Below are 26,087 nucleotides of genomic sequence, written 5' to 3' on the forward strand. Positions count from 1 at the left end.
TATATTTTAGTTTAATTACATGAAGATAAATCAATATTCGGTATTTTGAGGATCAAAATTGGTCCATCCAGCCGTCCAGTCGTTAATCCCATCAAAAGCTCCTTTATAGCTAACCTTATCAAACCCTTCTACTAATTCAGGGTCATCAAAAGATGCGTTTCCAATCTTTGTTTTATCTACCGACATAAAATCTGCATTTTGAGTAATTATTTCATTAGAGGAGTCATACATAGCGTTCCCCAAAGATGTAGTTTCGAAATATTTTTGACTGGTTACATCCATGAAGTTTTTCCACATTCCTGCAAAAATACAATTCTTCACTGTTGCCTCGGTATTTGCATTTTGTAAATATAAACCATAAGGCCAGCCCGTAAATATTGAATTATATACTTTCAATGATGAATTACGTCGTATATGCATGGCAGCTTGGAACTGACCACCCTTAGCTCCATTGACATTATCCGTAGTATTATACAATATATCATTTTCTGTTTTTGATAAAGAGTTTCCATAAAATGGGCCTATAAGTGTCACATTAGAGAATACAGGAGTTGTCAGTGGCATATTAGTAGAACCTGAAGCATCATTATCTGATTCAAATCCATTCGATTTTGATGTATCTGCAAATTTTGGATCGCGTATACCCAATAAAAATTGTAATTTACCACTGAAGCCATTGTCTGTATCAAACTCATCATCCCATCCCTTATAAGCAATAAGATATTTACAATTTACATTACCACCAAACCATTCATATGAATCATCTCCACAATAAGAGACCTGTATATGATCTATAATTGTGTTTTTTCCTACTGCTCCCAGTGTAAGGCCATTAATTTCTTGGTTAGGGCGCAACGGATATCCAGGAAATTCGATACGCACATATTGTAATGTGCCAGAATTATCTTCATCATTAGTTCCTCCGTAAATTGTACGAGGTCCCCCCTCTATTTGCGGTCTGTTTGAATTGACACGAGCATTTCCACAAAGGATAAGGCCTCCCCAATCTCCATAATTTCTCTGTCCAGCAGGTTGATCAGAAGTGAATACAATAGGTTTATCGACTGTACCTTTAGCTATGATTTTAGAACCCGGTTCAATAATTAATGCACCTTTTGTAGCTTTTTCTCCTTTGATTACAGTACCTGCAGGAATAGTCAAAACTGAGGGATTATTTACATCAGACGTATACACATAAACAAAGCCTCTTAAAAGATAGATTTTATTGGCATCTAGAGTTTTTTCTCCAATAATTTCTCCTTCGAGAATCTCATCATAATGAGTAGAGTCGACTGTCGGTTGAGGCTCATCGTTATTGTCATCGTTACTACAAGATGTAAATAACATCGATAAAAAAATCACGGCTATCGAAGCCAATTGAAAAAAAATCTTTTTCATAAAAAACTAATTTGATTAATAATATATTGGGTTATTAAAACTTCACAGATACACCTAAATTGATTTGCATCCCGGGACGATATGATTTTACAAGTTGTTCAACAGTATGAGTACTTTCCCCTTCTGTAATTTTCAAAAATTGTTTATATACGACTTTTGTGTTTAATAAATCAACTATACCTCCTTTAATTTCAACATATTTTCCTATTTTTTTCGATATAGAAAAATCTAACATATTACGAGGCATCTCATAAACATCAGGAATATCATCATTCGGATTTTGTTTAGGTATGCCTACTGTCTCGATACGTTTGCCTATTACATTATAAAGTATTGATGCGGACCACCCAGCTTTATCGTTTTGATAAAACATACCTGTATTTATAAGGTAAGGAGATTGTCCTTGCATGGGACGATTACGTTCAAAAGCCCCTTCTGGGAAATAGATACGACTATATATATAGGCTCCATTGAAAATAAAATTGAAATCTTTCATACCTAAAAAGGAAAGGTTCTTTTTTATATCAAGTTCAATCCCGTAACATACTGCACGGTCGGCATTGTGATAAGTATACTGAACACCCGAGCCGGCTTCATGATATGTCTGTTCTATTGGATTCTTGAAATCTTTGTAAAACAATCCGAATGAAACAGTTTCCCCTGCTGTAGGGTAAAATTCATATCTTAAATCATAATTATTAATATATGCTTTTTTTAGATCAATATTACCCGAAATATTGGCAAATACATCAAAATTGTAATAGACGTAAGGGACAATTTCTCTAAATTCAGGCCGGTTAACTGATCGTCCGTAGGCTACACGAAACAGATTTTTATCAGTCAAATGATATGCTATATTTACAGAAGGGAAAATATCCATATTTTTTTGGTCTATATTCACCGGAGTAAGTCCGTCTGTACTGTAACCATCTATTTTGAGATTATAGTATTCAGCTCGAATTCCAATATTAGTATTCAACTTATCCGAATAATTGAAGTCTGCAGAAACGTATGCAGCTCCCAAAAGATTGTCAGATGTATAGGAATCACATTTCTCTGTTTTATCGATCAGATATATACGATCTTTGCCAATATTATTTTCATCAAAGAGATTAGAATAATCCCAATCTGTATAACGAGAATAACCATCGCCCAAAAGGTTATACTGAAATTGGCGTGCATTGAATTTTCGTCCTTTGTATTCACCGTAAATGCCAGCTTTCAATATCGAGGAAAAATATTCAGATGCATTAAACCTATGCTCATAATTAGCAGACAATGAAAAAGAATTATCATGGAGTTTTTGATAATATTTTTTTGCATCATCTACGTAATAACGATCTATCTCTCGATTCTCATTCAATTTAGAATTAATAACTCTCCTGTCCGGTTCATTATATCCAGCATAAGCGTATCCGATAACCCATGCCATTTTATTTATATCTTCTTTTAGCTTATGTTCTCCGCTAAGCTGAGAAGAATATGTTGTCCGTGCTGTATAAAAAGATTCCCAATAACGTACAGCTATATCAGAATAATAGTCATGCCCCTCTCTTTGGGTTAAAGCAGTAGTTCCACGCTGATTGAAGAAATTACGAAACTCAAACTTATTCTTATCTGAAAATAGTAGCCAGTTGAATAAAGCTCCTAATTTGGTTGTATTTTTATAAACATTGTCAATATATTTATTATCATACTGGGATGCACCATCTCGATAAGACTGATAACGGTTGTTCTGCATATTGTTATATGCATTATAACCAGTACTATAATTTACCGCAGAAATATTACTCAGTTTCCAATTCTCTAATTCAAATTTATGTTGTAAAGAAAAACTAAATTTTTGGTCAGGTATAGCTGTAAAGGAGTTGATTCCCCATTTGCCATTAATCTTTTTTGTAAAATCAACAGCGTCTTGTATCGGAATAACTCTTAAATCAGAAGGTGTGTTGGTTGGTAAACTTCTTTTTCCTGCACCAAATCCAATATAATCACATTTATATCCGTCAAGCAATCTTATATTAGAGAATGTAGTTCCTGTGATAAATGATGTACCATATTGAAATGAAACCTGATTATCGACCGCTGTATTCTGTGTAAGAATGCTTACAAAACCACCTGTAAAGTCTGCCGGAAACTCTGCTGACATGGACTTATATACCATCATATTGTCTATTAATGAGGATGGAAGGACATCAAAAGAAAAAGCTCGGCTGTCGGCTTCACTGGATGGAGTAGTTGCATTATTTAGCCATACATTGTTATACCGTTGGGCCAATCCCCTGATAATGACAAATCGATCATCTACTATCGTAATGCCCGGTATGCGACGCAAAACTTCAGAAGCATCACTATCTTGCGTTTTAGATATCTGCTGATGAGATATTCCGCTCATTACCGGTAATGAATTTTTTACTGTATTCAATACTGATAAATCGGTATTCAATCTCCGTTGGGCCATTACAACAACACCTTGCAAATCAAGAGAGGCATCTTCCATTTCTATGTCCAAAAGAATTTTTTTGCCTTTCTCTATTTTTATATTATTTAGAGTAACGGTTTTGTATGATATATAACGCACTGTAATTGTATATACTCCTGGCTTAATATTATCAATACTGTATTCTCCGTTAAGATTTGCAGCAGTACCATATGGCGAGTTATCCAATTGAACCGTTGCTCCCATAAGGGGTTCTTTTGTTTTCTTATCTGTAATTACACCATTGACACTACCTCTTTCAATATTAACAGCAATTGAGGAATAAGAAATTAATATATACAAAATACAATGGATAATTCTTTTTAATTCTTTTTTCATATAACTCACTTATATTTTACACTGCAAAATTGAGAGTTAATAATTACAAAAAAAGAACAACGGCTATACAAATTCAATACATATTTATTACAAAAGTGAAACATATATTTATATTATGATACATCTTTCAATGTAGATTTTTTCTACAAAATTCCCCAAATATTTCTACATTTGCAGCCGATTTTGTTTCATAAACAATTATTAATAGGAAGTTGTTTATCAGTAAACTATAATCAATAACACATAACTGGCATATATTTTGTGCAACTGTCAGCATATGAAAGAATAGCATTCACTTTATAACCAGAGTAGAAAAATTTATGAAAAAAAACAAAGTAACACTAATCATTATTGCCATAATTCTATTAGCAGGGTTAATAATATGGTATATCTTGCATAATAAAAAGGAAGAAGATATACGTCCTGTCGTTGAGGTAGAAAAAGTAACAACTGATGATGTAAAAATCTATGGAGAATATGTCGGCCGTATCCGTGCCCAACAGTTTGTTGAAGTTCGAGCTCGTGTAGAAGGATATCTTGAAAAAATGCTCTTTGATGAGGGTTCGTTAGTGGAAAAAGGACAACCATTATTTATAATAATCTTTTTGTTAGGATATAAAGTGGTTGCAAATAAGTAATATTCTTCACCATCTTTTATTTTCAGCCTCTTTTTCAACTCATCGGGCCGCAAAGGAAAGTTCCGAGAAGAAATAGAAGCTTTTGTATATTTTTGAGCTATTATTTTTGAGTTTTTGGATGAGAAATCATAAATATCTATGACTTTGAATTTCCTTCCAGGAAAATTCTCTATATACATATTCGATGTATATAAGTGACTATTAACATGTAATTTATTTACACAAAACACTTGTCCTAACGTTTTGAATGCTCCTGATTTTAAGATAGAAGAATTAGGTTCATATAGATATGTCAAAATAGACGACGCATAATTCGAATGGGAGAGTGTACGTTCTTGTAAATAAGAAAAAGAGAAAACCTCTTTATTTTTAGAGCAAATATTGACACATATTATTTGTGGATTAGGTACTACAGACAACATGTCTTTTTGTAAAATGAAAAGCAATTCTTTACATTCGTTTTTTACAGAAACGATATGTATTTCTACAATATTGGACAACTGATTTATAGCAGATGTTATATCTATCATAGGAGAAGCCTTGATAATTATCTGGTCAGAAAAACGATACAAATTAGGAAGTAGAGATAAAATATCAGGTTCACAATCTTCAAAGGCAAATACTCGTTTATTATTTTTTCCACGTCGAGCAGGGTCAATATAACAAATGTTAAAATATTGATTATTTTTTATTGCAAAATTATTACAATCATCATTTATTATAGTTACATTTCTGGTTTTTAATATCTTATAGTTATGTTGGGCAATTTCACAATATAGTGGATACCGTTCTATATATGTAACAGAAGATGCTCTTTGAGCAAAATAATAGGTATCAATACCTAAACCCCCAGTCAAATCACATAATTTGATTGCATCTTTATTTGATAATAATTCTGATTTGTAAATAGCGGTTTCTTCTGAAGAAGCTTGTTCCGTAGAAATAACAGATGGAAATAACAAATAAATATTTTGATGCCAGTGAGGTAATTTGTTTTTTATTTTTTTTCGAGCTTCAATTTGGTCAATTGCAAATAGTATATCAAATTCTTCACTTTCTTTTTGTTGTAATCTTAAAACATTCGTATTGTCATCTTTATGTTCATCAATATATTTGTAGAAAGCCTCATTTAGTAGCATAAAAATATTTTTGAACAAATATAAGGATTTTCTTCATTATATTTTGGGATTGGTGTCCGTTTATCTGGTGAAATTTGATTTAAATATACATTTTCTTATTTGTTACATAATTAATATTATGTTAAATAGACTTTTTTGAAGAAAAATATCATATAACCTCTTTCCTTATAAACATCACTTTTCTCATGTCATTAATAATATTACTTACCTATTTGAAATTCATTTTATGCTAAAAAAGAGTTGCAAAATTTTATTGCAACTCTTTTTTTTAATAAGACTCATAATATTTTTATTGAGCTAAAGCACCCATTTCTGCTTCAATTTTCTTTAAGTTTTCAGCATCATCTAAATTATAGTAAATGCCTCTTAACGCTATTTTATACTCATTCTCGTCAGGTTTTAATTGATGAGCTTTTTCATAATAAGGCAATGCTTCTTTGAATGCTGGAATAACTTTTTTCTCTTTTTCTTCTTGATATTTTTTGTTATCTCTGATATTACTAATTTCTGTATTGAAATTTACAGCTCTATTATAATATATGCGTCCAAGTTCACCTAAAGCCTCTGCATAATCGGGTTTAATTTCAATGGCTTTTAGGATACATTCAATGGCTTTTTCTTCATCCTTAAGGCTCTCGTAATAAAGCCCTCCCATTACTTTCCAATATTCAGCATTTTCAGGTTCTGCTTCTACAGCTTTTTTTAAGTAATCAATAGCTTCTTGAGATTTACCCGTATAGATATACAAATTAATTAGTCGAAGCATAAATTGAGAATCCTTATCGGCACTACCGAATTTGTTTACTGCCTCTTTTAATGTATTGATCAAATTGACTGTATCTTTTTCTAACTCATATTCATAAGTCAATAATTTATATACATCTTGAGGATTATAATTATCTTTCTTTAATTCCTCCAGGCATTTGATTGCCAACTTATTATCTTCAGCTCGAATAGCTGCTATTGCAGCATTATACTTAATCATAGTATAGGTAGAATCCATCTTGATTTCAGCAGGAGCCATAAAACCTAATTTAGGAATATCAAGATAAACATTCCACATTTTGTAAGCTGTTTTGAAATCATTGGCATTGAAAAAGTATCCACCTGCATTCCAGAAATAAACATGATTATTCTTTAGTGTGTTGCGAATATCTTTTAGATATTTAGGTTTTACTTTATTCTTTTCATTAGGCAAAGTATCTAACCCTACAGCTTTTATATAATATTTGTAATTATCATATAAAGCATTGTACAAATTTTTTTCGTCAACTTTTTGGTTTAATAATTGTTTTTTCTGATCTGCTTCGAAGGCTTTATTTTCGATAAAGCCAGCAACATACCATGTTTTAGCAACATTTTCAGTTTCTGGATTTGTCAAAGCCTGTTGAATGGTGGCACGAGCTTCTTTAAAGTTCGGATTCTCCATTTTAGCTTCGCTAAAAGCCTGGTTGACAGATTTCATCTGTGCAAAAGCTCCAGTGGCTGCCAGGCAAAGTGTTGCGGTTAAAAAGGTCTTTTTCATTTTTCCGTTTTTTAAGCTTGAACTTTATTACATTTAATATTATTCTCCTACTTCTGTAACGTTCTCATCTTGCATATCTTCATCTACACTTTCTGAAAGAACTTTACATACAGATGCTATTTCATCATTTCGTTTTTCCAAATTGATTAGGCGTACACCTTGTGTTGCTCGACCCATAACTCGTACATCTGAAACTTTTAGACGAAGAGTTATTCCCGATTTATTTATAATTACCAAATCATTTTCATCAGTAACACTTTTTATGGCAACTAATTTACCTGTTTTTTCCGTAATATTCAAAGTTTTTACTCCTTTTCCACCTCGGTTAGTAATACGGTAGTCTTCTATCTCTGAGCGTTTACCATAACCCTGTTCTGAAACTACCATTACAGTTTCTTTTTCCGGGTCTTTAATACAGATCATACCGATTACTTCATCATCCGGTCCATCAAGAGTCATGCCACGTACTCCTGTTGCGATACGCCCCATTTCTCGAACAGTACTTTCATGAAAACGAATAGCCCGACCATTTCGATTTGCCATGATAATTTGACTGTCTCCGGTGGTAAGTCTTACCTGTATTACTTGATCATCTTCTCTGATTGTTATAGCGTTGACTCCATTCTGTCGAGGTCTTGAGTATGCTTCGAGTTTTGTTTTCTTTATAACTCCTCGTTTAGTACAGAATACAAGGTTATGAGTAGTATTATATTCAGGATCTTGCAACTGTTTTACTCTAATAAATGCATTGACTTTATCATCCGCATCAATATTCAACATATTCTGTATTGCCCGTCCTTTTGCATTTTTTGCACCTTCGGGTATTTCATATACCTTTAACCAATAACACCGGCCTTTTTGAGTAAAGAATAGCATATAGTTATGCATAGATGCTGGATAAATATATTCGATAAAATCCTCTTCGCGAGTATCGCTACCCTTGGCACCTACTCCACCTCTATTTTGAGCTCGGAATTCGGTCAATGGGGTACGTTTTATATACCCCATATGAGAAATCGTAATAATCATTTCATCATCAGCATAGAAATCTTCGGCATTGAATTCTTCTGAGGCATATATTATTTCTGTTTTTCTCGCATCTCCATACTTTTCTTTGATCTCGATTAATTCGTCTTTTACAACCTGCATACAAAGTTGTTCATCAGACAATATACGATTGAAATAATCGATTTGATCCATAAGATTTTTGTAATCAGCACGAAGTTTGTCCTGTTCAAGACCGGTTAGCTGACGTAGACGCATTTCTACAATAGCTCTAGATTGTACCTCTGTTAAATTGAAACGCTCCATCAATCGTTCTCGGGCTTCATCAGGACTCTTGGAAGAACGTATAATTTGGATGACTTCATCGATATGGTCACATGCTATGATTAATCCTTCGAGGATATGAGCTTTCTTTTCTGCTTCAGCCAATTCGTAGCGAGTCCTGCGAATAACAACACTATGCCGATGTTCGATAAATGCTTCAAGTAATTGTTTTAGATTTAACATTTGTGGACGTCCATCGACCAAAGCTATATTATTGACACTAAATGAAGACTGCAAAGCTGTCATTTTATACAACTTATTCAGTACGACACTCGAATTCGCATCTTTTTTAATATCGATAACAATGCGCATACCAGTTCGGTCAGATTCATCATTGATATTCGATATTCCATCCAATCGTTTTTCTTCGACTAAATCGGCTATATTCTTAATCAGTTCAGCTTTATTTACCAGATAAGGAATTTCAGTTACAACAATTTTTTCCTTGTTATTATCTGTTTCTATTTCTGCTTTCGAACGGATTACAATACGTCCTCGTCCTGTTTCAAATGCTTCTTTTACACCGCTATATCCATATATATAACCTCCTGTCGGGAAATCTGGAGCTTTTATATAATGCATAAGGTCTGCAATCTCCATATTCCGATTGTCAATAAGTGCAATTGTTGCATCTATTGATTCGGAAAGATTATGTGGAGGCATATTAGTAGCCATACCAACGGCAATACCTGATGCTCCGTTTATTAAAAGATTGGGAATTCGTGTAGGTAATACTACAGGTTCTCTTAATGTATCATCGAAGTTATTTTTAAAATCTACAGTATCTTTATCGATATCGCGTAACATTTCTTCGGCAAGCTTAGCTAAACGTGCTTCTGTATAACGCATTGCCGCAGGACTATCCCCATCTACTGAACCAAAATTTCCCTGTCCGTCCACCAATGGATAACGTAAAGACCATTCTTGAGCCATACGTACCATGGCAAAATAGACAGAAGAGTCTCCGTGAGGATGATATTTACCTAATACCTCACCGACAATTCTCGCAGATTTTTTATACGGTTTGTCTGACGTATTTCCTAACTCGTTCATCCCGAATAAAACACGTCTGTGTACCGGCTTAAATCCATCTCTTACATCGGGAAGAGCCCGTGCTACAATGACGGACATCGAATAGTCGATGTAAGCCGATTTCATCTTGTTTTCAATATTTACTTTTATAATTCTATCTTGGTCAATCATTTAAATATAGATTGGTTATACATTAAACTTTTTTACGAAAAACTGCACTAAATTACTACATTCATTCCGATTACAAAAGTTTTTTGAGGTATTTTTAGGGTTTTAGAACACCAAATTTAGACTCTCCACATAATTAGGTATATACATTATTATTAAGTATTTTTGATAGCATTTTATTTCATGTATTTTGATATGAACAAAAACGGCATAATATTTGTGATATAATATTATTGAGATATTAATTGTATCTTTGTATTAGAATAAAAAAGATAGAGAAGGATTATATATGGAAAGAAACTTTTCACAAAGAGTAAAAGATGTGTTAGGCTATAGTCGTGAAGAGGCTGAGCGTTTACAAAGCCACTATATTGGGCCGGAACACCTTTTATTGGGTATCTTGAGAGACGGGACAGGACGTGCTCTGGATGCTTTACATTATCTTGGTGTTAATTCAAGCTCACTAAAATCCGCAGTTGAAGAAGCATTAAAAGAACTACCAGAACATGTATCTGGAGAGGAATTGATTATTAGTAAAAGCACAGATAAAGTTCTAAAAATGAGTATATTAGAATCCAGACTTCTAAAAAGTAATGTAACTGATACTGAACATCTTTTACTAGCAATTTTGAAAGAAAAAGATACTGTTGCAGCCAATATTCTTAAATTAAACGATGTAGAATATAATGATGTTTTATCCTTTTTGAAAAAAGGTTCAGAGGAGAATGTCATGCCAAGGAACATGGGAGCAGATTTTTCTGATGATGACGATGATTTAGAAGATGAAAAGAATTATCGGAACGAGCAAAGCAAACAAGGCCTTGGAAGTTCATATACCAAAACCTCTAATGATACTCCAGTTTTAGACAATTTTGGTACAGATATGACCAAAGCTGCAGAAGAAAATAGGCTTGACCCTGTTGTTGGTCGCGAAAAAGAAATAGAGCGATTAGCTCAGGTTTTGAGCCGTAGAAAAAAAAATAACCCAGTATTAATTGGTGAACCGGGAGTCGGAAAATCAGCAATTGTTGAAGGTTTAGCTCTTCGTATTATTCAAAGAAAAGTATCTCGGGTCTTATTCGATAAGCGAGTGGTTTCTTTAGATATGGCATCTATCGTTGCAGGGACAAAATATAGAGGACAATTTGAAGAAAGAATCAAAGCCATTCTAAATGAACTTTCAAAAAATCCTAATATAATATTATTCATTGATGAAATACATACTATTGTCGGAGCGGGAGGCGCTACAGGTACTTTAGATGCAGCTAACATGCTAAAACCTGCATTGGCACGAGGTGAAATACAATGTATTGGAGCTACAACATTGGATGAATATCGCAAAAATATTGAAAAAGATGGAGCCTTAGAACGCCGTTTCCAAAAGATTATGGTAGATCCTACAACTCCTGAAGAAACTTTACAGATACTTAAAAATATCAAAGGTAGATATGAAGATCATCATAATGTAATATATACACCGGAGGCTCTTGAGGCTTGTGTGAAATTAACGGAGAGATATATCAGTGACCGTAATTTCCCAGACAAAGCAATTGATGCATTGGATGAAGCCGGCTCAAGAGTACATATATCAAATATTATTGTACCTAAAGAGATTGAGGAACTTGAAAAGAAGATTGCAGCAACAAGTGAGGACAAGATGAAAGCTGTAAAATCTCAAAATTATGAATTAGCTGCAAGTTTTCGTGACAAAACCAAAGAATATCAGTCTGAATTAGACGCTGCAAAGCGACGTTGGGAAGAACAGATTCAGGAAAAACGCGAGGTCGTTGATGAAGAAAAAATTGCTGAAGTTGTAGCGATGATGTCAGGAGTCCCTGTTCAACGAATAGCACAGGCAGAAGGAAGTAAACTTTTGCAAATGGCTGATGTCCTCAAACATTCAATAATAGGACAAGATGAAGCTGTTGATAAAATTGTAAAAGCAATACAAAGAAATAGAGTTGGATTGAAAGACCCGAATAAACCTATCGGTACATTTATGTTCTTAGGTCCTACTGGTGTTGGTAAAACACATTTAGCTAAGATGTTAGCAGAATATCTGTTCGATTCGAAAGATACATTGATACGAATGGATATGAGTGAATATATGGAAAAATTTACTGTTTCAAGATTGATTGGAGCCCCTCCTGGATATGTAGGATATGAAGAAGGAGGACAATTGACAGAAAAGGTACGCCGTCACCCCTATTCTGTTGTGCTTTTGGATGAAATAGAGAAAGCACATCCGGATGTTTTTAATTTACTTTTACAAGTAATGGATGAAGGACGGCTGACTGATAGTTTGGGCCGACGTGTTGATTTTAAAAATACGATTCTGATTATGACATCAAATATAGGAACCCGTCAGTTGAAAGATTTTGGACATGGAGTGGGTTTTTCTACATCTTCAAATGATAATAAAGATTTTTCTCGTGGAGTTATTCAAAAAGCATTAAATCGGGCATTTTCTCCTGAGTTTTTGAATCGCGTAGATGATATTATTATGTTTGACCAGTTGAGTAAAGATGCTATTTATAAGATTATTGATTTGGAATTGAAAGGTTTTTATCAAAGAGTTGAAGCCTTAGGGTATAAATTAATTATAACAGATGCAGCAAAAGATTTCATCGCATCGAAAGGTTATGATATTCAATTTGGAGCAAGACCATTGAAACGAGCTATACAAAAATATCTTGAAGATGAAATGGCAGAAATGATAATTAGAGCAACAGTAAATGAAGGAGACACTATTATTGTCGATTTTGATAAAGACAATCAGAAAATCGTTACTCAAATAAAAGATTCGAAAGCTGAAAAGTGACAGAACCATCTTGAATAAGCCAAAATGTCAGATTCCATTGAGTCTGGCATTTTTTTTGCTTCTTACTATTCAGTTGTGTAAAAATAAATTCAAAATAAAATAACTATGCAAAAAGGTAAAATTGGGGTTACTACAGATAATATTTTCCCCATTATTAAAAAGTTCTTGTACAGTGATCATGAAATTTTTCTTCGTGAATTAGTCTCAAATGCTGTTGATGCTACACAGAAACTGAAAACGTTGTCTTCATTTGGTGATTTTAAGGGAGAACTGGGTGATATGAATGTGAAAGTTTCTCTTGATAAGAAAAAAGGAACTTTAACAATTTCTGACCATGGTATTGGTATGACCGCAGAAGAAATTGAAAAATATATCAATCAGATAGCCTTTTCTGGAGCTGAAGAATTTTTAAATAAATACAAGAATGATGCAAATGCTATAATTGGCCATTTTGGATTAGGATTCTATTCATCTTTTATGGTTTCTAAAAAAGTTGAAATCAGAACTTTATCTTATAAAGACAATGCTCAGGCAGTAATGTGGACGTGTGATGGTTCTCCCGAATTCGAAATGTCAGACATCGATAAAAAAGAAAGAGGTACCGATATTGTTCTATACATTGATGATGAAAATAAAGAATTTTTGGAAGAACCAAAGATCGAATCTCTGTTAAAAAAATACTGTCGTTTCTTACCTATACCTGTTATATTTGGAAAAGAACAAGAATGGAAAGATGGTAAATATGTAGATACCGACAAAGATAAAATTATAAACGATACAGCTCCAGCATGGACTAAAAAGCCCACTGAATTAACAGATAAAGACTATAAAAGCTTTTATTCAGAATTATATCCGGCCTCAGATGAACCCTTATTTTGGATACATTTAAATGTCGATTATCCATTTAAGCTGACTGGAATTTTATATTTTCCAAAGATAAAATCAAACTTTGATTTGAATCGGAATAAAATACAGTTATATAGTAACCAGGTATTTGTCACTGATTCAGTAGAAGGTATTGTCCCTGAATTTTTGATGTTACTACAAGGAGTGATAGATTCCCCTGATATTCCATTGAATGTATCCCGCTCGTATTTGCAAAGCGATTCTAATGTAAAGAAAATATCGACATACATTACCAAAAAAGTAGCAGATCGTTTACAAGAGATATTTAATAATGATCGCAAGCAATTTGAAGATAAATGGGATGATATTAAGTTATTTATCGAGTATGGAATGCTGTCAGATGAGAAGTTCTATGAAAAGGCTCAAAAATTTGCTTTATTGAAAAATACTGAAAATAAATATTATACTCTTGATGAATATAAGACTCTGATAGAATCCAACCAAACAGATAAAGACAAGAATTTGATATATATATACGCAACAGACCGTATAGCACAATATAACTATATTGAGATGGCTCAAGCTAAAGGATATGATGTGCTGCTGATGGATGGACAATTAGATATCCACTTTATCGGTTTGTTAGAACAAAAATTGGAAAAAAGTCGATTTGTTCGTGTAGACAGTGATATTGTCGAAAATTTGGTCAAGAAAGAAGATAAGGGAACTACTGTTCTTACTTCGGAAGAACGTGAAATGATGACAACCGTTTTCAAATCACAAATTCCGGCAATTGAAAAAGCTGATTTTCTTGTAATGTTTGAACCTATTGGAGAAAAAGCCCAACCGGTCATTATTACTCAAAATGAATTTATGCGTCGTATGAAAGATATGTCAGCCATGCAGCCTGGAATGAATTTCTATGGAGAGCTCCCCGATAGTTTCAATTTAATCGTCAATACAGAACATCCATTGTCAAAAAAAATCATAGAAGATACAGAAAATGCCTGCAAAGCAGAAATAGAACCTATACAAGGAGAAATTAAAACTTTACAGGAAAGTGTTGAAAAATTGAGAGAGAATCATAAAGGAAAGAAGGACGATGAAATACCAGTACCCGAAAAAGAGGATATCAAAACGAAAGAATCAAAAATAACCGAATTGAAGAAAAAAGAAGAAGACCACCTTTCTACCTATGCTAAATCGAACAATCTGGTTCGACAATTAGTTGATTTAGCTTTACTATCGAACAATATGTTAAAAGGTGAAGCTTTAAGCCAGTTTGTAAAACGCTCAGTAGAATTATTATAAATAGGTGTAAGATAAGGATACTAAAAAAGCCCTGTGAAATCACAGGGCTTTTTTAGTATTCTCTAACAAATTAATCCCCCTATTATATCTTTAATATCATCACATCCCTGTTCCTCTAAATAAGCATTGATACCGTCTATAACTTTTATAGTTATTTGAGGATCAATGAAATTTGCCGTACCTATTTGAATTGCAGTTGCACCTGCCAATAAAAATTCAATAGCATCCATTGCATTCATTATCCCGCCTAATCCAATAACAGGTATTCTCACAGCTTTACAAGTTTGCCATACCATTCGCAAAGCAACAGGTTTAACACAAGCTCCCGATAACCCACCCGTTACGGTCGATAACATAGGACGACGAGTCTTGACATTGATGGCCATACCTAATAATGTGTTTATCAAAGAAACACTATCTGCACCTTCAGCTTCTACAGCCTTAGCTATTTCTGCTATATCTGTAACATTGGGAGATAATTTTACTATCAATGTTTTAGGATAAACTTTTCTAACAGCTTTTACAACCGTTGAAGCACTTTTACAAGATGTTCCGAAGGCCATCCCCCCTTCTTTTACATTGGGGCAAGAAATATTCAGTTCAATTGCAGGAATTTGTTCTAATTGAGCAATTTTTTCAGCTGTTGCAATATAATCCTCTATTGTAGACCCCGAAACATTGACGATAATATTTGTATCTATAGTACATATTCTCGGATATATTGTTTCAGCAAAGTAATTGACACCTTTATTTTGAAGACCTACTGCGTTTAACATTCCAGCTGGAGTTTCGGCCATACGAGGATAAGGATTGCCTTCACGGTGATGAAGCGTTGTGCCTTTTACAAGAATACCTCCTAACCGTGATAAATCGATGAAATCGGCGAATTCTTCTCCATAACCAAAAGTTCCAGAAGCAGTCATTACCGGATTTTTCAGTTTTAAATTTCCAATTTCTACATTTAAATTTGCCATGACAGTTTATTTATATTAAAAATGGGCCCTTCTTTACATACACATACATGTCCTTCGATTGTATTTTCTACACAACAAAGACATGCACCTATCCCGCAAGCCATCATATTTTCAAGAGAAACCTCACAGCAAATATTGTTGTTTCGGGCATATTTGGCTACAGCCATCATCATAGGCTTGGGACCACAAGTATAAATATAATCAAAATGAATTTTTTGTAAAACTGAATGTTGAGTTACATAGCCTCGTTCTCCAAGAGAACCGTCTTCTGTTGTTATATATGTTTCTCCAAGGGATTTGAATTCTTTCAATTGCAATATATCTCTTATAGAACGAGCTCCCAACAAAAAAGACGGTGTATATCCTTTATTTTTAAGAGTTTGTCCTAAATATAGCATAGGTGCAATACCTACGCCACCACCAATTAATAATAATTCATTTCGTTTATTTTCGGGAAATGTAAAAGAATTACCTAACGGGAGTACCATATTTACAATATTTCCCGGTTCTGCCATAGCTAATTGGCGGGTTCCGGCTCCGACAAGCTGTATAAGGAGCCATAATTCATTTGATTTTTTGTCAACATAATTTATAGAAATAGGTCGCCGAAGAAAAGTTGTCGGCGAGCCATCTATTCGTACTTCTACAAATTGCCCCGGAAGCATATCCGGTAATTGTTCTCCATTTTGTGTCGTAAATTTCAACAATACATAATTCTCATGTAGATGTGTCTTTGTATTGACTTTTAAATCCAGAACGTATTTCTTCATTTGAGCAAATAACATATGATGTGTTTGCAAAGATAGGGAAAGAGTCTGAAATTACAGAAAAATATAAAAGTTTATATTTAGTTTATTTGATTTTACTTTGTTTGGTCTGAAGAAAATGATTCGAAAGTATTATCAGAATAAAAAATCATTATTTTTACCACCTTTCTATCTTTTGAAATCTTCTCAACAATAGGAGATGAATCATCATTAAATGGTAATACATCCTTTCTTAACTCAAAATCTTTGGAATATTCTAAAGATTTTGATGGCTTGTCCGAGAAAAAAGGAATCTCATTAGATTGATTCTTGGGATTTGTAATCATATTATCGATATTTAAATCTCCTTCTCCAAACATAAGCCAATTAATAGATACCTCGGGATAAGCTTCATGTATTTTAATAATAATAGAGTTACTCACCTCATTACGCCCTCTTAAAGCATTTGATAGTGTGGACGGTTGAATTTTTACCCTTTCTGCAAATTCCGCTTGAGTTAACCCTAATTGCTCTATCAATAATCTTATTCTTTCATTCATCTTTGTCGATTTTATCGGAAAAAGTATATATTCACAATATTTTCATTTGTAAATATTGTCGATTTACAAATGTAGAAATATAGTTTGATTTTTGCAAATTTCATTTGTGAATACAAAATACCAAATCGGCAAGTTATAAATTTCGTTTATGAATTTCATAAATCACAACCATACATATTATTAAAGTATAAGTTTATATTTATTATAATATACATCTGATATACATATATATACTTATTATAAATAGTGGCTTCATTTTGTCAGATTTAGATAATTTCGATATAGAGAACAATAAACCTAAAGTATAACTTTATAATTATATAATCAAAATATTAATAATTAATAAATTAGATAATAAATAATTCAGATATTATATTTAAGATATCCCTTTATGCATTTTTCTTATAATCTCATCTAATATTGTAATTTTTAATTGTTTTCATTTGCAAATTTCAATTTCTTCACTTTAACTATTCAACTTTAAATATTACAAATGAAAATAATAATATTATATTCACATTTGCAAATATGAATATAAATTAAATTTGAACAATATAGAAATTAACCCCACAGTATTTTGATATTTCATACTCTGGGGTTAATTGATAAAAAATATTGAAAGGATTTTAGGCTAATAGATGATGTATAACATTAAAAATTTTATTTTTATTTAATGCATTATCTTGAATATTAATTCTTTAAGTAAATCAGAATCGGCTGTTCCTGGGGCTGTACCAACTCCTTTTGACCGAGTATCATAAATTCTTATCAAGGAAATTATATCAATACATTTATAAGCATTATAATTGCGTAAAGCAATCATATAATCTTTAGCTTGGTAGATATTTTTTAATTTAAGCTCAGTTGAAATACTCGCTTCTGACTTATTGGGAATGAAGTACAAAAGCATTAGATTTGAGAAAAAATTGAATAATACGCTTATTGTTACGATAAAAGGGTTGGCTTTGGGATTCTTTTCAAAATATTGAATAATCTGAGATGCTTTATAGTAATTTCGATTTATAACAGCATTTAATAATTCGAAATTATTAAAATCTTTACTGATACCTATATTAGATTCTATATGATTTGCAGTGATTCTTTTTTCTTCTCTAGGCAAGGATATTAGCAACTTTTCCATTTCCCCTGTTAACCGGCTTAAATCTGTACCAATAGCATCGCTAAGCATTGTACATTCTTTTTGCCCGATAGAATACCCTTTCTGTAAAAAATAATTATTTATAAAACCTGGAAGTTGGTAATCATATAGTTTTTTTGATTCGTATAGAACTCCGATTTTTTCTATTTCGGCCAATAGTTTTTTATTCTTTAAAGTTCCATATTTATAATTTAAGACTAATATTGTACTCTTTTGTGGTTTTTGTAAATAATAGCTTAGCTCTTCCATCTTATCAAGTTGCTGAGCCTCTTTTACCACTACTAACTGACGAACAGCCATCATCGGATATCTCTTTGCAGCATTTATTACTGAAGCCATATTTACATCTGAACCATAAACAATTGTTTGGTTAAAATCCCGATCAGCTTCATCCAATGCATTTTCTATAATAGTATTGGTTATCAGGTCGATATAATAAGGCTCCGGGCCCATTAAAAAATAAACAGGCTTGAATTTTTTTTGCTGAATATCAGATATGATTTGTAAATGTTGATTGGATTCTTTCTTTGCCATTATCATTTCATTCTTCTTCGAACCGAAGGTGTTTTACCGTAGTTCTTTTATCAATAATCATTTTCAAAGATTCAAAACCTATCATAACGTGTTCATCGACAAAATTGCGAGTTACAATCATGTCGCTTTCTTCAGTTTTTACTCCAGTAGAAATCATCGGCTGGTCTGTTACCAGTAGCAATGCACCCACCGGAATTTGATTGGCAAACCCCACTGTAAAGAGGGTTGCAGTTTCCATATCTATTGCCATACTACGAGTTTTTCTCAAATAGTTTTTAAATTCGTCATCATATTCCCATACACGACGATTTGTTGTATATACTGTACCTGTCCAATAATCCTTGCCATGGTTTCTTACAGTAGTTGAAACGGCTCGTTGTAAACTGAATGCCGGTAATGCCGGTACCTCCGGTGGAAAATAGTCATTTGAAGCCCCTTCTCCACGTATAGCAGCTATGGGCAATATATAATCTCCTAATTTATTTACTTTTTTTAATCCCCCACATTTTCCTAAAAATAAGACAGCTTTAGGCTGTATGGCACTTAATAAATCCATTACAGTTGCAGCATTAGCACTTCCCATTCCGAAATTTATAATAGTTACACCTTCTGCTGAGGCATTAGGCATATTTCCATCTTCACCTAATATAGGCACATTAAAATGATTGGCAAATATCTCCACATATTTAGAAAAATTGGTCAATAATATATGTTTTGAGAAATTTTCAATTTTTCTTTTGGTATATCGGGGCAACCAATTTTCTACAATTTCTTGTTTTGTTTTCATTTTTCGCTAATTTTGAGTAAAAATACAGAATTCTATGTTTAAGAACAAATATAAAGTATGACAGTTCTGAATTTACCGTCTTTTGATTATAAAATAAAGAAAGAAAAAGATAGGCTGTTTATTTTTGATATTATTAGAAAACGTTACATTGCTCTTACTCCTGAAGAATGGGTACGCCAACACTTTGTTTCCTATTTAATATCTTATAAAGGGTATCCTTTGGGGCTTATAGGAAATGAAATATCTCTTCGACTGAATGGACAAAACCGAAGATGTGATACTGTTATATATGATATATACGGAAGTCCGCTTATGATTATAGAATATAAGGCTCCTCATATTACATTGAACCAGGAAGTATTTGATCAAGTTATTCGCTATAATATAGCCTTAAAAGTGAAATATCTGGTAGTTTCAAATGGCATTAATCACTATTGTTGTGTAATGGATTATGATGATATGTGTCCTCATTTCTTAAAAGAAATACCAGATTATAATGAATTATAACAGTCAATTATATAAAATAAAAACGGGATTATAACTCTGATATAATACCCGTCTTTATTTTACTATATAAAAATTTATTATTCTACACCGGCCAATTCTGGATCAATCATAATACGACCACAATACTCGCAAACAATAATTTTTTTACGCAATTTGATGTCTAATTGTCTTTGTGGCGGAATTTTATTAAAACATCCACCGCAAGCATCACGTTGTATATATACGACAGCTAAGCCATTACGGGCATTTTTACGAATACGTTTAAATGCTGCTAGCAAACGAGGTTCAATATGTTGTTCCAGTTTTTTTGCCTTTTCTCGAAGCTTTTCTTCATCTTGTTTTGTTTCTGAAACAATCTCATCTAATTCACTCTTTTTCTCGATCAAATCATGTTTTCTGTCATCTAAAAGAGCCTGGCAATTTTCGACATCTTCTCTTTTTGCTTTCTCTTGTGCTGTAAATTCTCGGATTCGTTTTTCACATAGTTCGATTTCGAGTGATTGATATTCGATTTCTTTGGTCAAAAAATCAAACTCACGATTGTTTCTAACATTGTCTTGCTGAGCTGTATACTTATCGATTAAAGTTTGCGCATTTTGAATTTCTACTTTTTTTGCAGCAACAGCAGCTTGCAATTCTTCTATTTCAGTATGAAAATTCTGTACACGAGTTTCTAGACCCGCTATTTCGTCCTCCAGGTCCTGAACTTCGAGAGGCAGTTCTCCACGTAAAGTCTTGATTCTGTCAATCTCAGAAAGCATAGTTTGTAATTCATACAGGGCTTTTAGGCGGTCTTCCACTGTATATTCTTTTTCAACTTTTGTTTTATCAGTAGCCATATGCTTACAAATAATTTATCGGATTTGTTTCTACCTTAGTATAATGAACTGCAAATGTAGGGAATTTTTTTGTAATAATATCACAAAAAATATCTTTTGTATATTGTTCGCTCTCATAATGACCCAATTCAGCCAAAATAATACGATCGTTATTACCGAAATAATCGTGATATTTGATTTCTCCCGTAAGGAATATATCTGCTCCTAACGAAATTGCTTTAGGAATCAAAAAAGACCCTGCCCCACCACATAAAGCAACTCTTTTTATCTTCTTATCTAAAATTGAAGAATGCTTAATGCTTTTTACCTGGAATTTTGATTTTACGTCTTTTAAAAAATCGATAGCATCGGTTTCTGTACTGAGATTTCCGATTATGCCACTTCCTGCATGATTCCAAGAATTATTTAAAGGTAATATATCAAAAGCTGGTTCTTCATAAGGATGAATGGCCAATAAAGCTTTAATAACAGATACTTTTTTATAATCGGGAAAAATGACTTCTATTTTTGCCTCTTCTTCTTTGTGCATTTGACCAATTTCTCCACAAAAAGGATGAGCATTCTCCCCTGCTCTAAATGTTCCTTCCCCTTTTATTGTATAACTGCAGTTATCATAGTTGCCTATATAACCGGCACCAGCGTTAAATAGAGCATTTCTAACAGATTCGGTGAATTTTTTCGGTACATACGTTGCTAATTTTAACAATCGTCCTTGTAAAGGGTCAAGTATTTGTAGGGAGTCTAAGCCTATTATTTTCGCAATTTTATAATTAACACCGTTATATGCGTTGTCCATATTAGTGTGAGAAGCATAAATTACGATATTATTTTGTATAGCTTTTATCAGTATCCGTTCAATATAATTACTCCCCGTTATCGATTTTATTCCCTTAAATAGTAATGGATGATGAGCTATTATCAAATTAGCACCAATAGATATTGCTTCATCTATCACTTCTTCAGTTACATCAAGACAAAGAAGAGCAGATGAAGCTTCGACCGATTTATCTCCTACCTGTATGCCTGCATTATCATAACTTTCTTGTAAAGCAAGAGGAGCTATGGTTTCTATTGCATCGATTATTTCGGAAATTTTCATTCGAATCAACTTTAATTTTTGGCTTTAGGTTCGAGCTTAAGTTGCAATTCTTCAAGTTGGAAAGAGTCAATTGCCGAAGGAGCATCTAACATGGTGTCTTTACCCGAGTTATTTTTAGGAAATGCAATACAATCACGGATAGAATCTAAACCTGCAAACATGGACACCATCCTGTCGAGTCCAAATGCTAAACCTCCATGAGGAGGAGCTCCATATTTAAAAGCATTCATTAAGAATCCAAATTGCTCTTGTGCTTGTTCCTCGGTAAAACCAAGTATTTTGAACATTTTATCTTGCAGTTGGCTATCATGAATACGGATAGAACCACCACCCAATTCAACTCCATTGATAACCATATCATAAGCATTAGCTCTTACTTTGCCTGGGTCAGTTTCTAATAAAGGAACATCTTCACTTTTGGGAGATGTAAAGGGATGGTGCATTGCATAAAAACGATTTGTTTCATCGTCCCATTCGAACATCGGAAAATCTATGACCCATAAGGGAGCATAAACGTCTTTATTCCTCAACCCTAAGCGATTCCCCATTTCAAGTCGTAATTCTCCCAATGCTTTTTGCGTTTTCGCCTTATCTCCGCAAAGTATCAATAACAAATCTCCCTCTTTTGCATCAAAACGCTTTGCCCACATTTTTAAATCTTCTTGTGAATAAAATTTATCTACAGACGATTTATATGAACCTCTGGCTTCACAGCGAACATATACTAAACCTTTCGCCCCAATCTGTGGTCTTTTTACAAAATCTGTCAATCCATCCAATTGTTTTCTTGTATATGTAGCACAACCTTCAGCGCAAATTCCTGCAACATATGGCGCACTATCAAAAACACTAAATCCTCTCCCTTCAGTTAAGTCTTTCAATTCTACAAAACGCATACCGAAACGGATATCGGGTTTGTCACTGCCATAATATTTCATGGCATCACTCCATAACATTCTAGGAAAAGGCTCTTTCATATCTATACCTTTAATGTAATAGAAAAGGTGTTTCATTAACCCCTCGAAAATTTGGAGAATATCTTCTTGTTCGACAAATGACATTTCACAATCTACTTGAGTAAATTCAGGTTGTCTGTCTGCCCTCAAATCTTCATCTCTGAAACATTTGGCAATTTGAAAATAACGATCAAATCCTGAAACCATCAAAAGTTGTTTTAATGTTTGAGGAGATTGTGGAAGAGCATAAAACTGACCGGGATTCATTCTTGACGGTACAATGAAATCTCGTGCGCCTTCAGGTGTCGATTTTATCAAGATAGGAGTTTCTACTTCCAAAAAATTTTGCTCATCAAGGTAACGGCGAATTTCAAAGGCCATTTTATGCCTGAGCTCCAGATTTTGCCGCACACAATTGCGTCGCAAATCAAGATAACGATACTGCATACGTAAGTCATCTCCTCCATCTGTATCATCTTCTATCGTAAATGGAGGAATATCAGACGAATGTAATACTTTCAGTTCTGATACAATAATTTCAATTTCACCCGTCGGAATATGAAAATTTTTATTAGACCGTTCCTTTACAATTCCTGTTACTTGAATTACATATTCACGACCTAATTTATTGGCTTCATTACATAACGTAGGATTAATTTCTTGATTGAATACCAACTGTGTAACACCGTATCTGTCTCTAATATCGACAAAGGTCATCCCTCCCATTTTACGAGTGCGTTGTACCCATCCAGATAAGGTTACAGTTTTGTCTACGTCCTTCAAACGTAATTCTCCACAAGTTTGAGTTCTAAACATATAATTATTTTTTAGATTTGGCAATTTTTGATATTACAACTAAATATTCTCAATAGCATTGTAACTGTAATATTTATGCAAAATTATAACAAATCATTATTTATACAAGCAAAGTAAAGTGAAAGTTTTTTTCGATAAATTTTCAATAAAGTATTGCAAGTATAAAAAAAAGCAGTATCTTTGCACTGCAATTGAGAAATCAACGGGGTGTAGCGCAGTCCGGTTAGCGCACCTGCTTTGGGAGCAGGGGGTCCCAGGTTCGAATCCTGGTACCCCGACTGATAAGAATCAAGGAGTTACAGTAAAATGTAGCTCCTTTTTTTGTTGCTTGATTTGGGGTAGTTTACCTTTGGTTTAACCGGGTGAGTTAAACCGAGAGTTAAACCAAAAATGAACATGGATGCTACAATTTCAGTGGTTTGTTACAAATCCAAGACTTTATCTAATGGCGAACACCCTCTAATGCTTCGTATCAGTAAAGACGGAAAGAAGAAATACCAAAGTTTGGGAATATCTGTAAATCCCAAGTTTTGGGACTTTCAGAAAAATAAGCCGAAACCTAAATGTCCTAACTTGGAGTATCTTCAAAAGATTATTCTTGATAAGAAGCTGGAACTTCAAAAGAAAATGCTTGAAATAAAGTCCGACCAAAAAGAATACTCGGCTGCAACTTTGATTGAAGCAAATGAAAAGCTACTGGTTGCTAAAACCGTAGATTGCTTTTATAAAGAAATAATTGCTCAATGTGAGATTAACAACAAATGTGGCAATAGGCTGGTTTACCTTAATTCCTATAACTCTTTGAAAAGATTTACTAATGGAAAGTTAGAAATACCATTTAATACCATAAATGTGGCATGGCTCGAAAAATATGAAAAGTGGCTCCGAAGTAATGGCAACAAAGAAACAACAATCAGTTTAATGTTCCGTACCTTACGAAGCACATATAATAAAGCAATAAAAGAAAGATGTGCCCATTTGTCTGATTATCCTTTTCAAGAATATAAAATCAGTAAATTCGACACTTCTACTCAAAAGAGAGCCATAGCTAAAACAGATATGTTGAAGTTTACAGAAACTTCCCAACCGATAGGACAAAAAAAATATGTGGAGTTAAGTAAAGACATTTTTATATTCAGCTATCTGTGTGGCGGTATAAACTTTACTGATATTGCCAATTTAACACAAGAGAATATCGTCAATGGTAGGTTACGCTATATCCGTCAGAAAACTGGTAAGCTAATCAAGATTGGAATGCCCCAAGAAGCTATGCAAATTATAAAAAAATACACCGATGAGAGTAATGGTTATCTATTCCCGATATTGAATGTAAAAGTCCATAAAACAGCTTTACAGAAGCAGAATAGAATTCATAAAATACGCGGCAAGGTGAATGAGATTCTAAGAATACTTGGTAAACGATTGGGAATTGAAGCTAATATTACGACTTATGTCGCTCGCCATTCGTTCGCAAGTGTCCTAAAGAAATCAGGTGTAAACATTGCATTGATAAGTGAAGCATTGGGGCATTCAGACTTGGCGACTACTCAAATATATTTGGATAGCTTCGACAACGAGCAAGTAGATGAAGCAATGAAGAATTTGCTGTAACTTAAAAAGAGTTCTGCCCTATATATAATAAGGTGGAACTCTTTGTTTCCGTTAAAAGGTTATCAATGAATGTTATATGTGCATATGTAGAGCAAAAATGTTTTGAAATCCATTTTGTGAATTAAAAAATAGCTGTACCTTTGCATCGAAAAACAAAAAGTTGTTTAAGCGAAAAGGTACATTGATTACCACTAATTTAAAGTGAGGTTGATTTGAAAGATTTAAACTTGCGTACGGAGTTGTAAAACTCTATTTCAACCATATCACAACAGAAGATTTATCTTCTTTATTACAAGCATCTTGTTCTTCATGATTCCCTCGTATGGTATGCATGGACGAAAAGAACGCTGTTAATTTCATAAGGCAATCAAAAGGATTGCTCTGAAGTTAAAATTGTAAAGTACATAATTTATGTGTTCGGCTATTATCCGGTCGAAGCAGGGTATGTTGCATTACAAATTCAGAATATGAAAT

The 26,087-nt window shown here is 33.3% G+C and carries 17 protein-coding genes and 1 tRNA gene; 5 read left to right on the plus strand and 13 right to left on the minus strand.

Annotated elements, in window-relative coordinates; all coding sequences use genetic code 11:
* Nucleotides 1–30 precede the first annotated feature (30 nt).
* From Cop2CBH44_RS02875 to gyrA, 5 genes are all read right to left on the minus strand, one after another.
* On the minus strand, nt 31–1,398 hold the full coding sequence (locus Cop2CBH44_RS02875; protein ID WP_021930174.1) for a beta-helix domain-containing protein: 1,368 nt from the start codon (nt 1,396–1,398) through the stop codon (nt 31–33).
* Nucleotides 1,399–1,432: 34 nt separating this feature from the next.
* A complete protein-coding gene (locus Cop2CBH44_RS02880) occupies nt 1,433–4,216 on the minus strand; it encodes a TonB-dependent receptor (RefSeq protein ID WP_200755518.1) in 2,784 nt (927 codons plus the stop codon).
* Nucleotides 4,217–4,682: 466 nt separating this feature from the next.
* On the minus strand, nt 4,683–5,993 hold the full coding sequence (locus tag Cop2CBH44_RS16650; protein WP_200755519.1) for a THUMP-like domain-containing protein: 1,311 nt from the start codon (nt 5,991–5,993) through the stop codon (nt 4,683–4,685).
* Nucleotides 5,994–6,282: 289 nt separating this feature from the next.
* Entirely contained in the window at nt 6,283–7,518 is a 1,236-nt protein-coding gene (locus Cop2CBH44_RS02890) for a tetratricopeptide repeat protein (RefSeq protein ID WP_021930183.1), read from the minus strand.
* A gap of 39 nt (nt 7,519–7,557) precedes the next feature.
* Nucleotides 7,558–10,050 carry a DNA gyrase subunit A gene (gene gyrA / locus Cop2CBH44_RS02895; protein ID WP_200755520.1) on the minus strand — a complete coding sequence of 831 codons (2,493 nt, stop codon included), beginning with the start codon at nt 10,048–10,050 and terminating at the stop codon, nt 7,558–7,560.
* A 286-nt stretch (nt 10,051–10,336) separates the two neighbouring features.
* Here gyrA and Cop2CBH44_RS02900 point away from each other — a divergent pair, with 286 nt between their 5' ends.
* Nucleotides 10,337–12,868 (plus strand): ATP-dependent Clp protease ATP-binding subunit, encoded by a 2,532-nt coding sequence (locus Cop2CBH44_RS02900; protein WP_021930185.1) that lies wholly within the window; start codon nt 10,337–10,339, stop codon nt 12,866–12,868.
* Between the two features lie 105 nt (nt 12,869–12,973).
* The gene (htpG, locus tag Cop2CBH44_RS02905) at nt 12,974–15,025 is read left to right on the plus strand and encodes a molecular chaperone HtpG (RefSeq protein ID WP_021930186.1); all 2,052 of its coding nucleotides are present in this window, start codon (nt 12,974–12,976) and stop codon (nt 15,023–15,025) included.
* A gap of 62 nt (nt 15,026–15,087) precedes the next feature.
* Here the strand turns inward: htpG and Cop2CBH44_RS02910 are convergent, their stop codons facing one another.
* The 5 genes from Cop2CBH44_RS02910 to Cop2CBH44_RS02930 all read right to left on the minus strand — a co-directional run bounded on the left by Cop2CBH44_RS02910 (nt 15,088) and on the right by Cop2CBH44_RS02930 (nt 19,785).
* Nucleotides 15,088–15,999, minus strand: a complete 912-nt coding sequence (locus tag Cop2CBH44_RS02910) for a dihydroorotate dehydrogenase (protein ID WP_021930187.1) — start codon at nt 15,997–15,999, stop codon at nt 15,088–15,090.
* The gene (locus tag Cop2CBH44_RS02915; protein WP_200755521.1) at nt 15,987–16,769 is read right to left on the minus strand and encodes a dihydroorotate dehydrogenase electron transfer subunit; all 783 of its coding nucleotides are present in this window, start codon (nt 16,767–16,769) and stop codon (nt 15,987–15,989) included. The genes Cop2CBH44_RS02910 and Cop2CBH44_RS02915 overlap by 13 nt, the downstream gene beginning before the upstream one ends.
* Before the next feature lie 92 nt (nt 16,770–16,861).
* On the minus strand, nt 16,862–17,305 hold the full coding sequence (locus Cop2CBH44_RS02920; protein ID WP_021930189.1) for a helix-turn-helix domain-containing protein: 444 nt from the start codon (nt 17,303–17,305) through the stop codon (nt 16,862–16,864).
* A 670-nt stretch (nt 17,306–17,975) separates the two neighbouring features.
* Nucleotides 17,976–18,998, minus strand: coding sequence for a DNA polymerase III subunit delta (gene holA, locus Cop2CBH44_RS02925; RefSeq protein WP_021930190.1), 1,023 nt, complete (start codon nt 18,996–18,998; stop codon nt 17,976–17,978).
* 7 nt (nt 18,999–19,005) lie between these two features.
* The gene (locus Cop2CBH44_RS02930; protein WP_021930191.1) at nt 19,006–19,785 is read right to left on the minus strand and encodes an AMP nucleosidase; all 780 of its coding nucleotides are present in this window, start codon (nt 19,783–19,785) and stop codon (nt 19,006–19,008) included.
* Nucleotides 19,786–19,842: 57 nt separating this feature from the next.
* Here Cop2CBH44_RS02930 and Cop2CBH44_RS02935 point away from each other — a divergent pair, with 57 nt between their 5' ends.
* Nucleotides 19,843–20,292 carry a type I restriction enzyme HsdR N-terminal domain-containing protein gene (locus tag Cop2CBH44_RS02935; RefSeq protein WP_021930192.1) on the plus strand — a complete coding sequence of 150 codons (450 nt, stop codon included), beginning with the start codon at nt 19,843–19,845 and terminating at the stop codon, nt 20,290–20,292.
* Between the two features lie 77 nt (nt 20,293–20,369).
* Here Cop2CBH44_RS02935 and Cop2CBH44_RS02940 read toward each other — a convergent pair whose 3' ends face one another.
* From Cop2CBH44_RS02940 to aspS, 3 genes are read right to left on the minus strand one after another with little or no spacing between them, the layout of a single operon-like run.
* Nucleotides 20,370–21,131: a zinc ribbon domain-containing protein gene (locus Cop2CBH44_RS02940; RefSeq protein ID WP_021930193.1), complete on the minus strand. Its 762-nt coding sequence runs from the start codon at nt 21,129–21,131 to the stop codon at nt 20,370–20,372.
* 4 nt (nt 21,132–21,135) lie between these two features.
* Nucleotides 21,136–22,230, minus strand: coding sequence for a Nif3-like dinuclear metal center hexameric protein (locus Cop2CBH44_RS02945; protein WP_021930194.1), 1,095 nt, complete (start codon nt 22,228–22,230; stop codon nt 21,136–21,138).
* Between the two features lie 11 nt (nt 22,231–22,241).
* Nucleotides 22,242–24,002: an aspartate--tRNA ligase gene (aspS, locus tag Cop2CBH44_RS02950; RefSeq protein ID WP_200755522.1), complete on the minus strand. Its 1,761-nt coding sequence runs from the start codon at nt 24,000–24,002 to the stop codon at nt 22,242–22,244.
* A gap of 203 nt (nt 24,003–24,205) precedes the next feature.
* Between aspS and Cop2CBH44_RS02955 the strand changes: the two genes are divergently transcribed.
* A tRNA-Pro gene (locus tag Cop2CBH44_RS02955) sits at nt 24,206–24,280 on the plus strand.
* A gap of 118 nt (nt 24,281–24,398) precedes the next feature.
* Nucleotides 24,399–25,613 (plus strand): site-specific integrase, encoded by a 1,215-nt coding sequence (locus Cop2CBH44_RS02960; RefSeq protein WP_200755523.1) that lies wholly within the window; start codon nt 24,399–24,401, stop codon nt 25,611–25,613.
* Nucleotides 25,614–26,087: the final 474 nt, after the last annotated feature.

This window comes from Coprobacter secundus subsp. similis, assembly GCF_015097275.1.
GTDB lineage: Bacteria > Bacteroidota > Bacteroidia > Bacteroidales > Coprobacteraceae > Coprobacter > Coprobacter secundus.

Bases quoted from the DNA above. Each gene is read 5' to 3' on its own strand.
- Cop2CBH44_RS02945 (WP_021930194.1), bottom strand. From the start codon at position 22,230: ATGAAAATTTCCGAAATAATCGATGCAATAGAAACCATAGCTCCTCTT.
- Cop2CBH44_RS02900 (WP_021930185.1), top strand. From the start codon at position 10,337: ATGGAAAGAAACTTTTCACAAAGAGTAAAAGATGTGTTAGGCTATAGT.
- htpG (WP_021930186.1), top strand. From the start codon at position 12,974: ATGCAAAAAGGTAAAATTGGGGTTACTACAGATAATATTTTCCCCATT.
- Cop2CBH44_RS02880 (WP_200755518.1), bottom strand. From the start codon at position 4,216: ATGAAAAAAGAATTAAAAAGAATTATCCATTGTATTTTGTATATATTA.
- holA (WP_021930190.1), bottom strand. From the start codon at position 18,998: ATGGCAAAGAAAGAATCCAATCAACATTTACAAATCATATCTGATATT.
- Cop2CBH44_RS02910 (WP_021930187.1), bottom strand. From the start codon at position 15,999: ATGGCAAATTTAAATGTAGAAATTGGAAATTTAAAACTGAAAAATCCG.
- Cop2CBH44_RS02935 (WP_021930192.1), top strand. From the start codon at position 19,843: ATGACAGTTCTGAATTTACCGTCTTTTGATTATAAAATAAAGAAAGAA.
- Cop2CBH44_RS02915 (WP_200755521.1), bottom strand. From the start codon at position 16,769: ATGAAGAAATACGTTCTGGATTTAAAAGTCAATACAAAGACACATCTA.
- Cop2CBH44_RS02930 (WP_021930191.1), bottom strand. From the start codon at position 19,785: ATGAAAACAAAACAAGAAATTGTAGAAAATTGGTTGCCCCGATATACC.
- Cop2CBH44_RS16650 (WP_200755519.1), bottom strand. From the start codon at position 5,993: ATGCTACTAAATGAGGCTTTCTACAAATATATTGATGAACATAAAGAT.
- Cop2CBH44_RS02890 (WP_021930183.1), bottom strand. From the start codon at position 7,518: ATGAAAAAGACCTTTTTAACCGCAACACTTTGCCTGGCAGCCACTGGA.
- Cop2CBH44_RS02920 (WP_021930189.1), bottom strand. From the start codon at position 17,305: ATGAATGAAAGAATAAGATTATTGATAGAGCAATTAGGGTTAACTCAA.
- Cop2CBH44_RS02875 (WP_021930174.1), bottom strand. From the start codon at position 1,398: ATGAAAAAGATTTTTTTTCAATTGGCTTCGATAGCCGTGATTTTTTTA.
- Cop2CBH44_RS02940 (WP_021930193.1), bottom strand. From the start codon at position 21,131: ATGGCTACTGATAAAACAAAAGTTGAAAAAGAATATACAGTGGAAGAC.
- aspS (WP_200755522.1), bottom strand. From the start codon at position 24,002: ATGTTTAGAACTCAAACTTGTGGAGAATTACGTTTGAAGGACGTAGAC.
- Cop2CBH44_RS02960 (WP_200755523.1), top strand. From the start codon at position 24,399: ATGGATGCTACAATTTCAGTGGTTTGTTACAAATCCAAGACTTTATCT.
- gyrA (WP_200755520.1), bottom strand. From the start codon at position 10,050: ATGATTGACCAAGATAGAATTATAAAAGTAAATATTGAAAACAAGATG.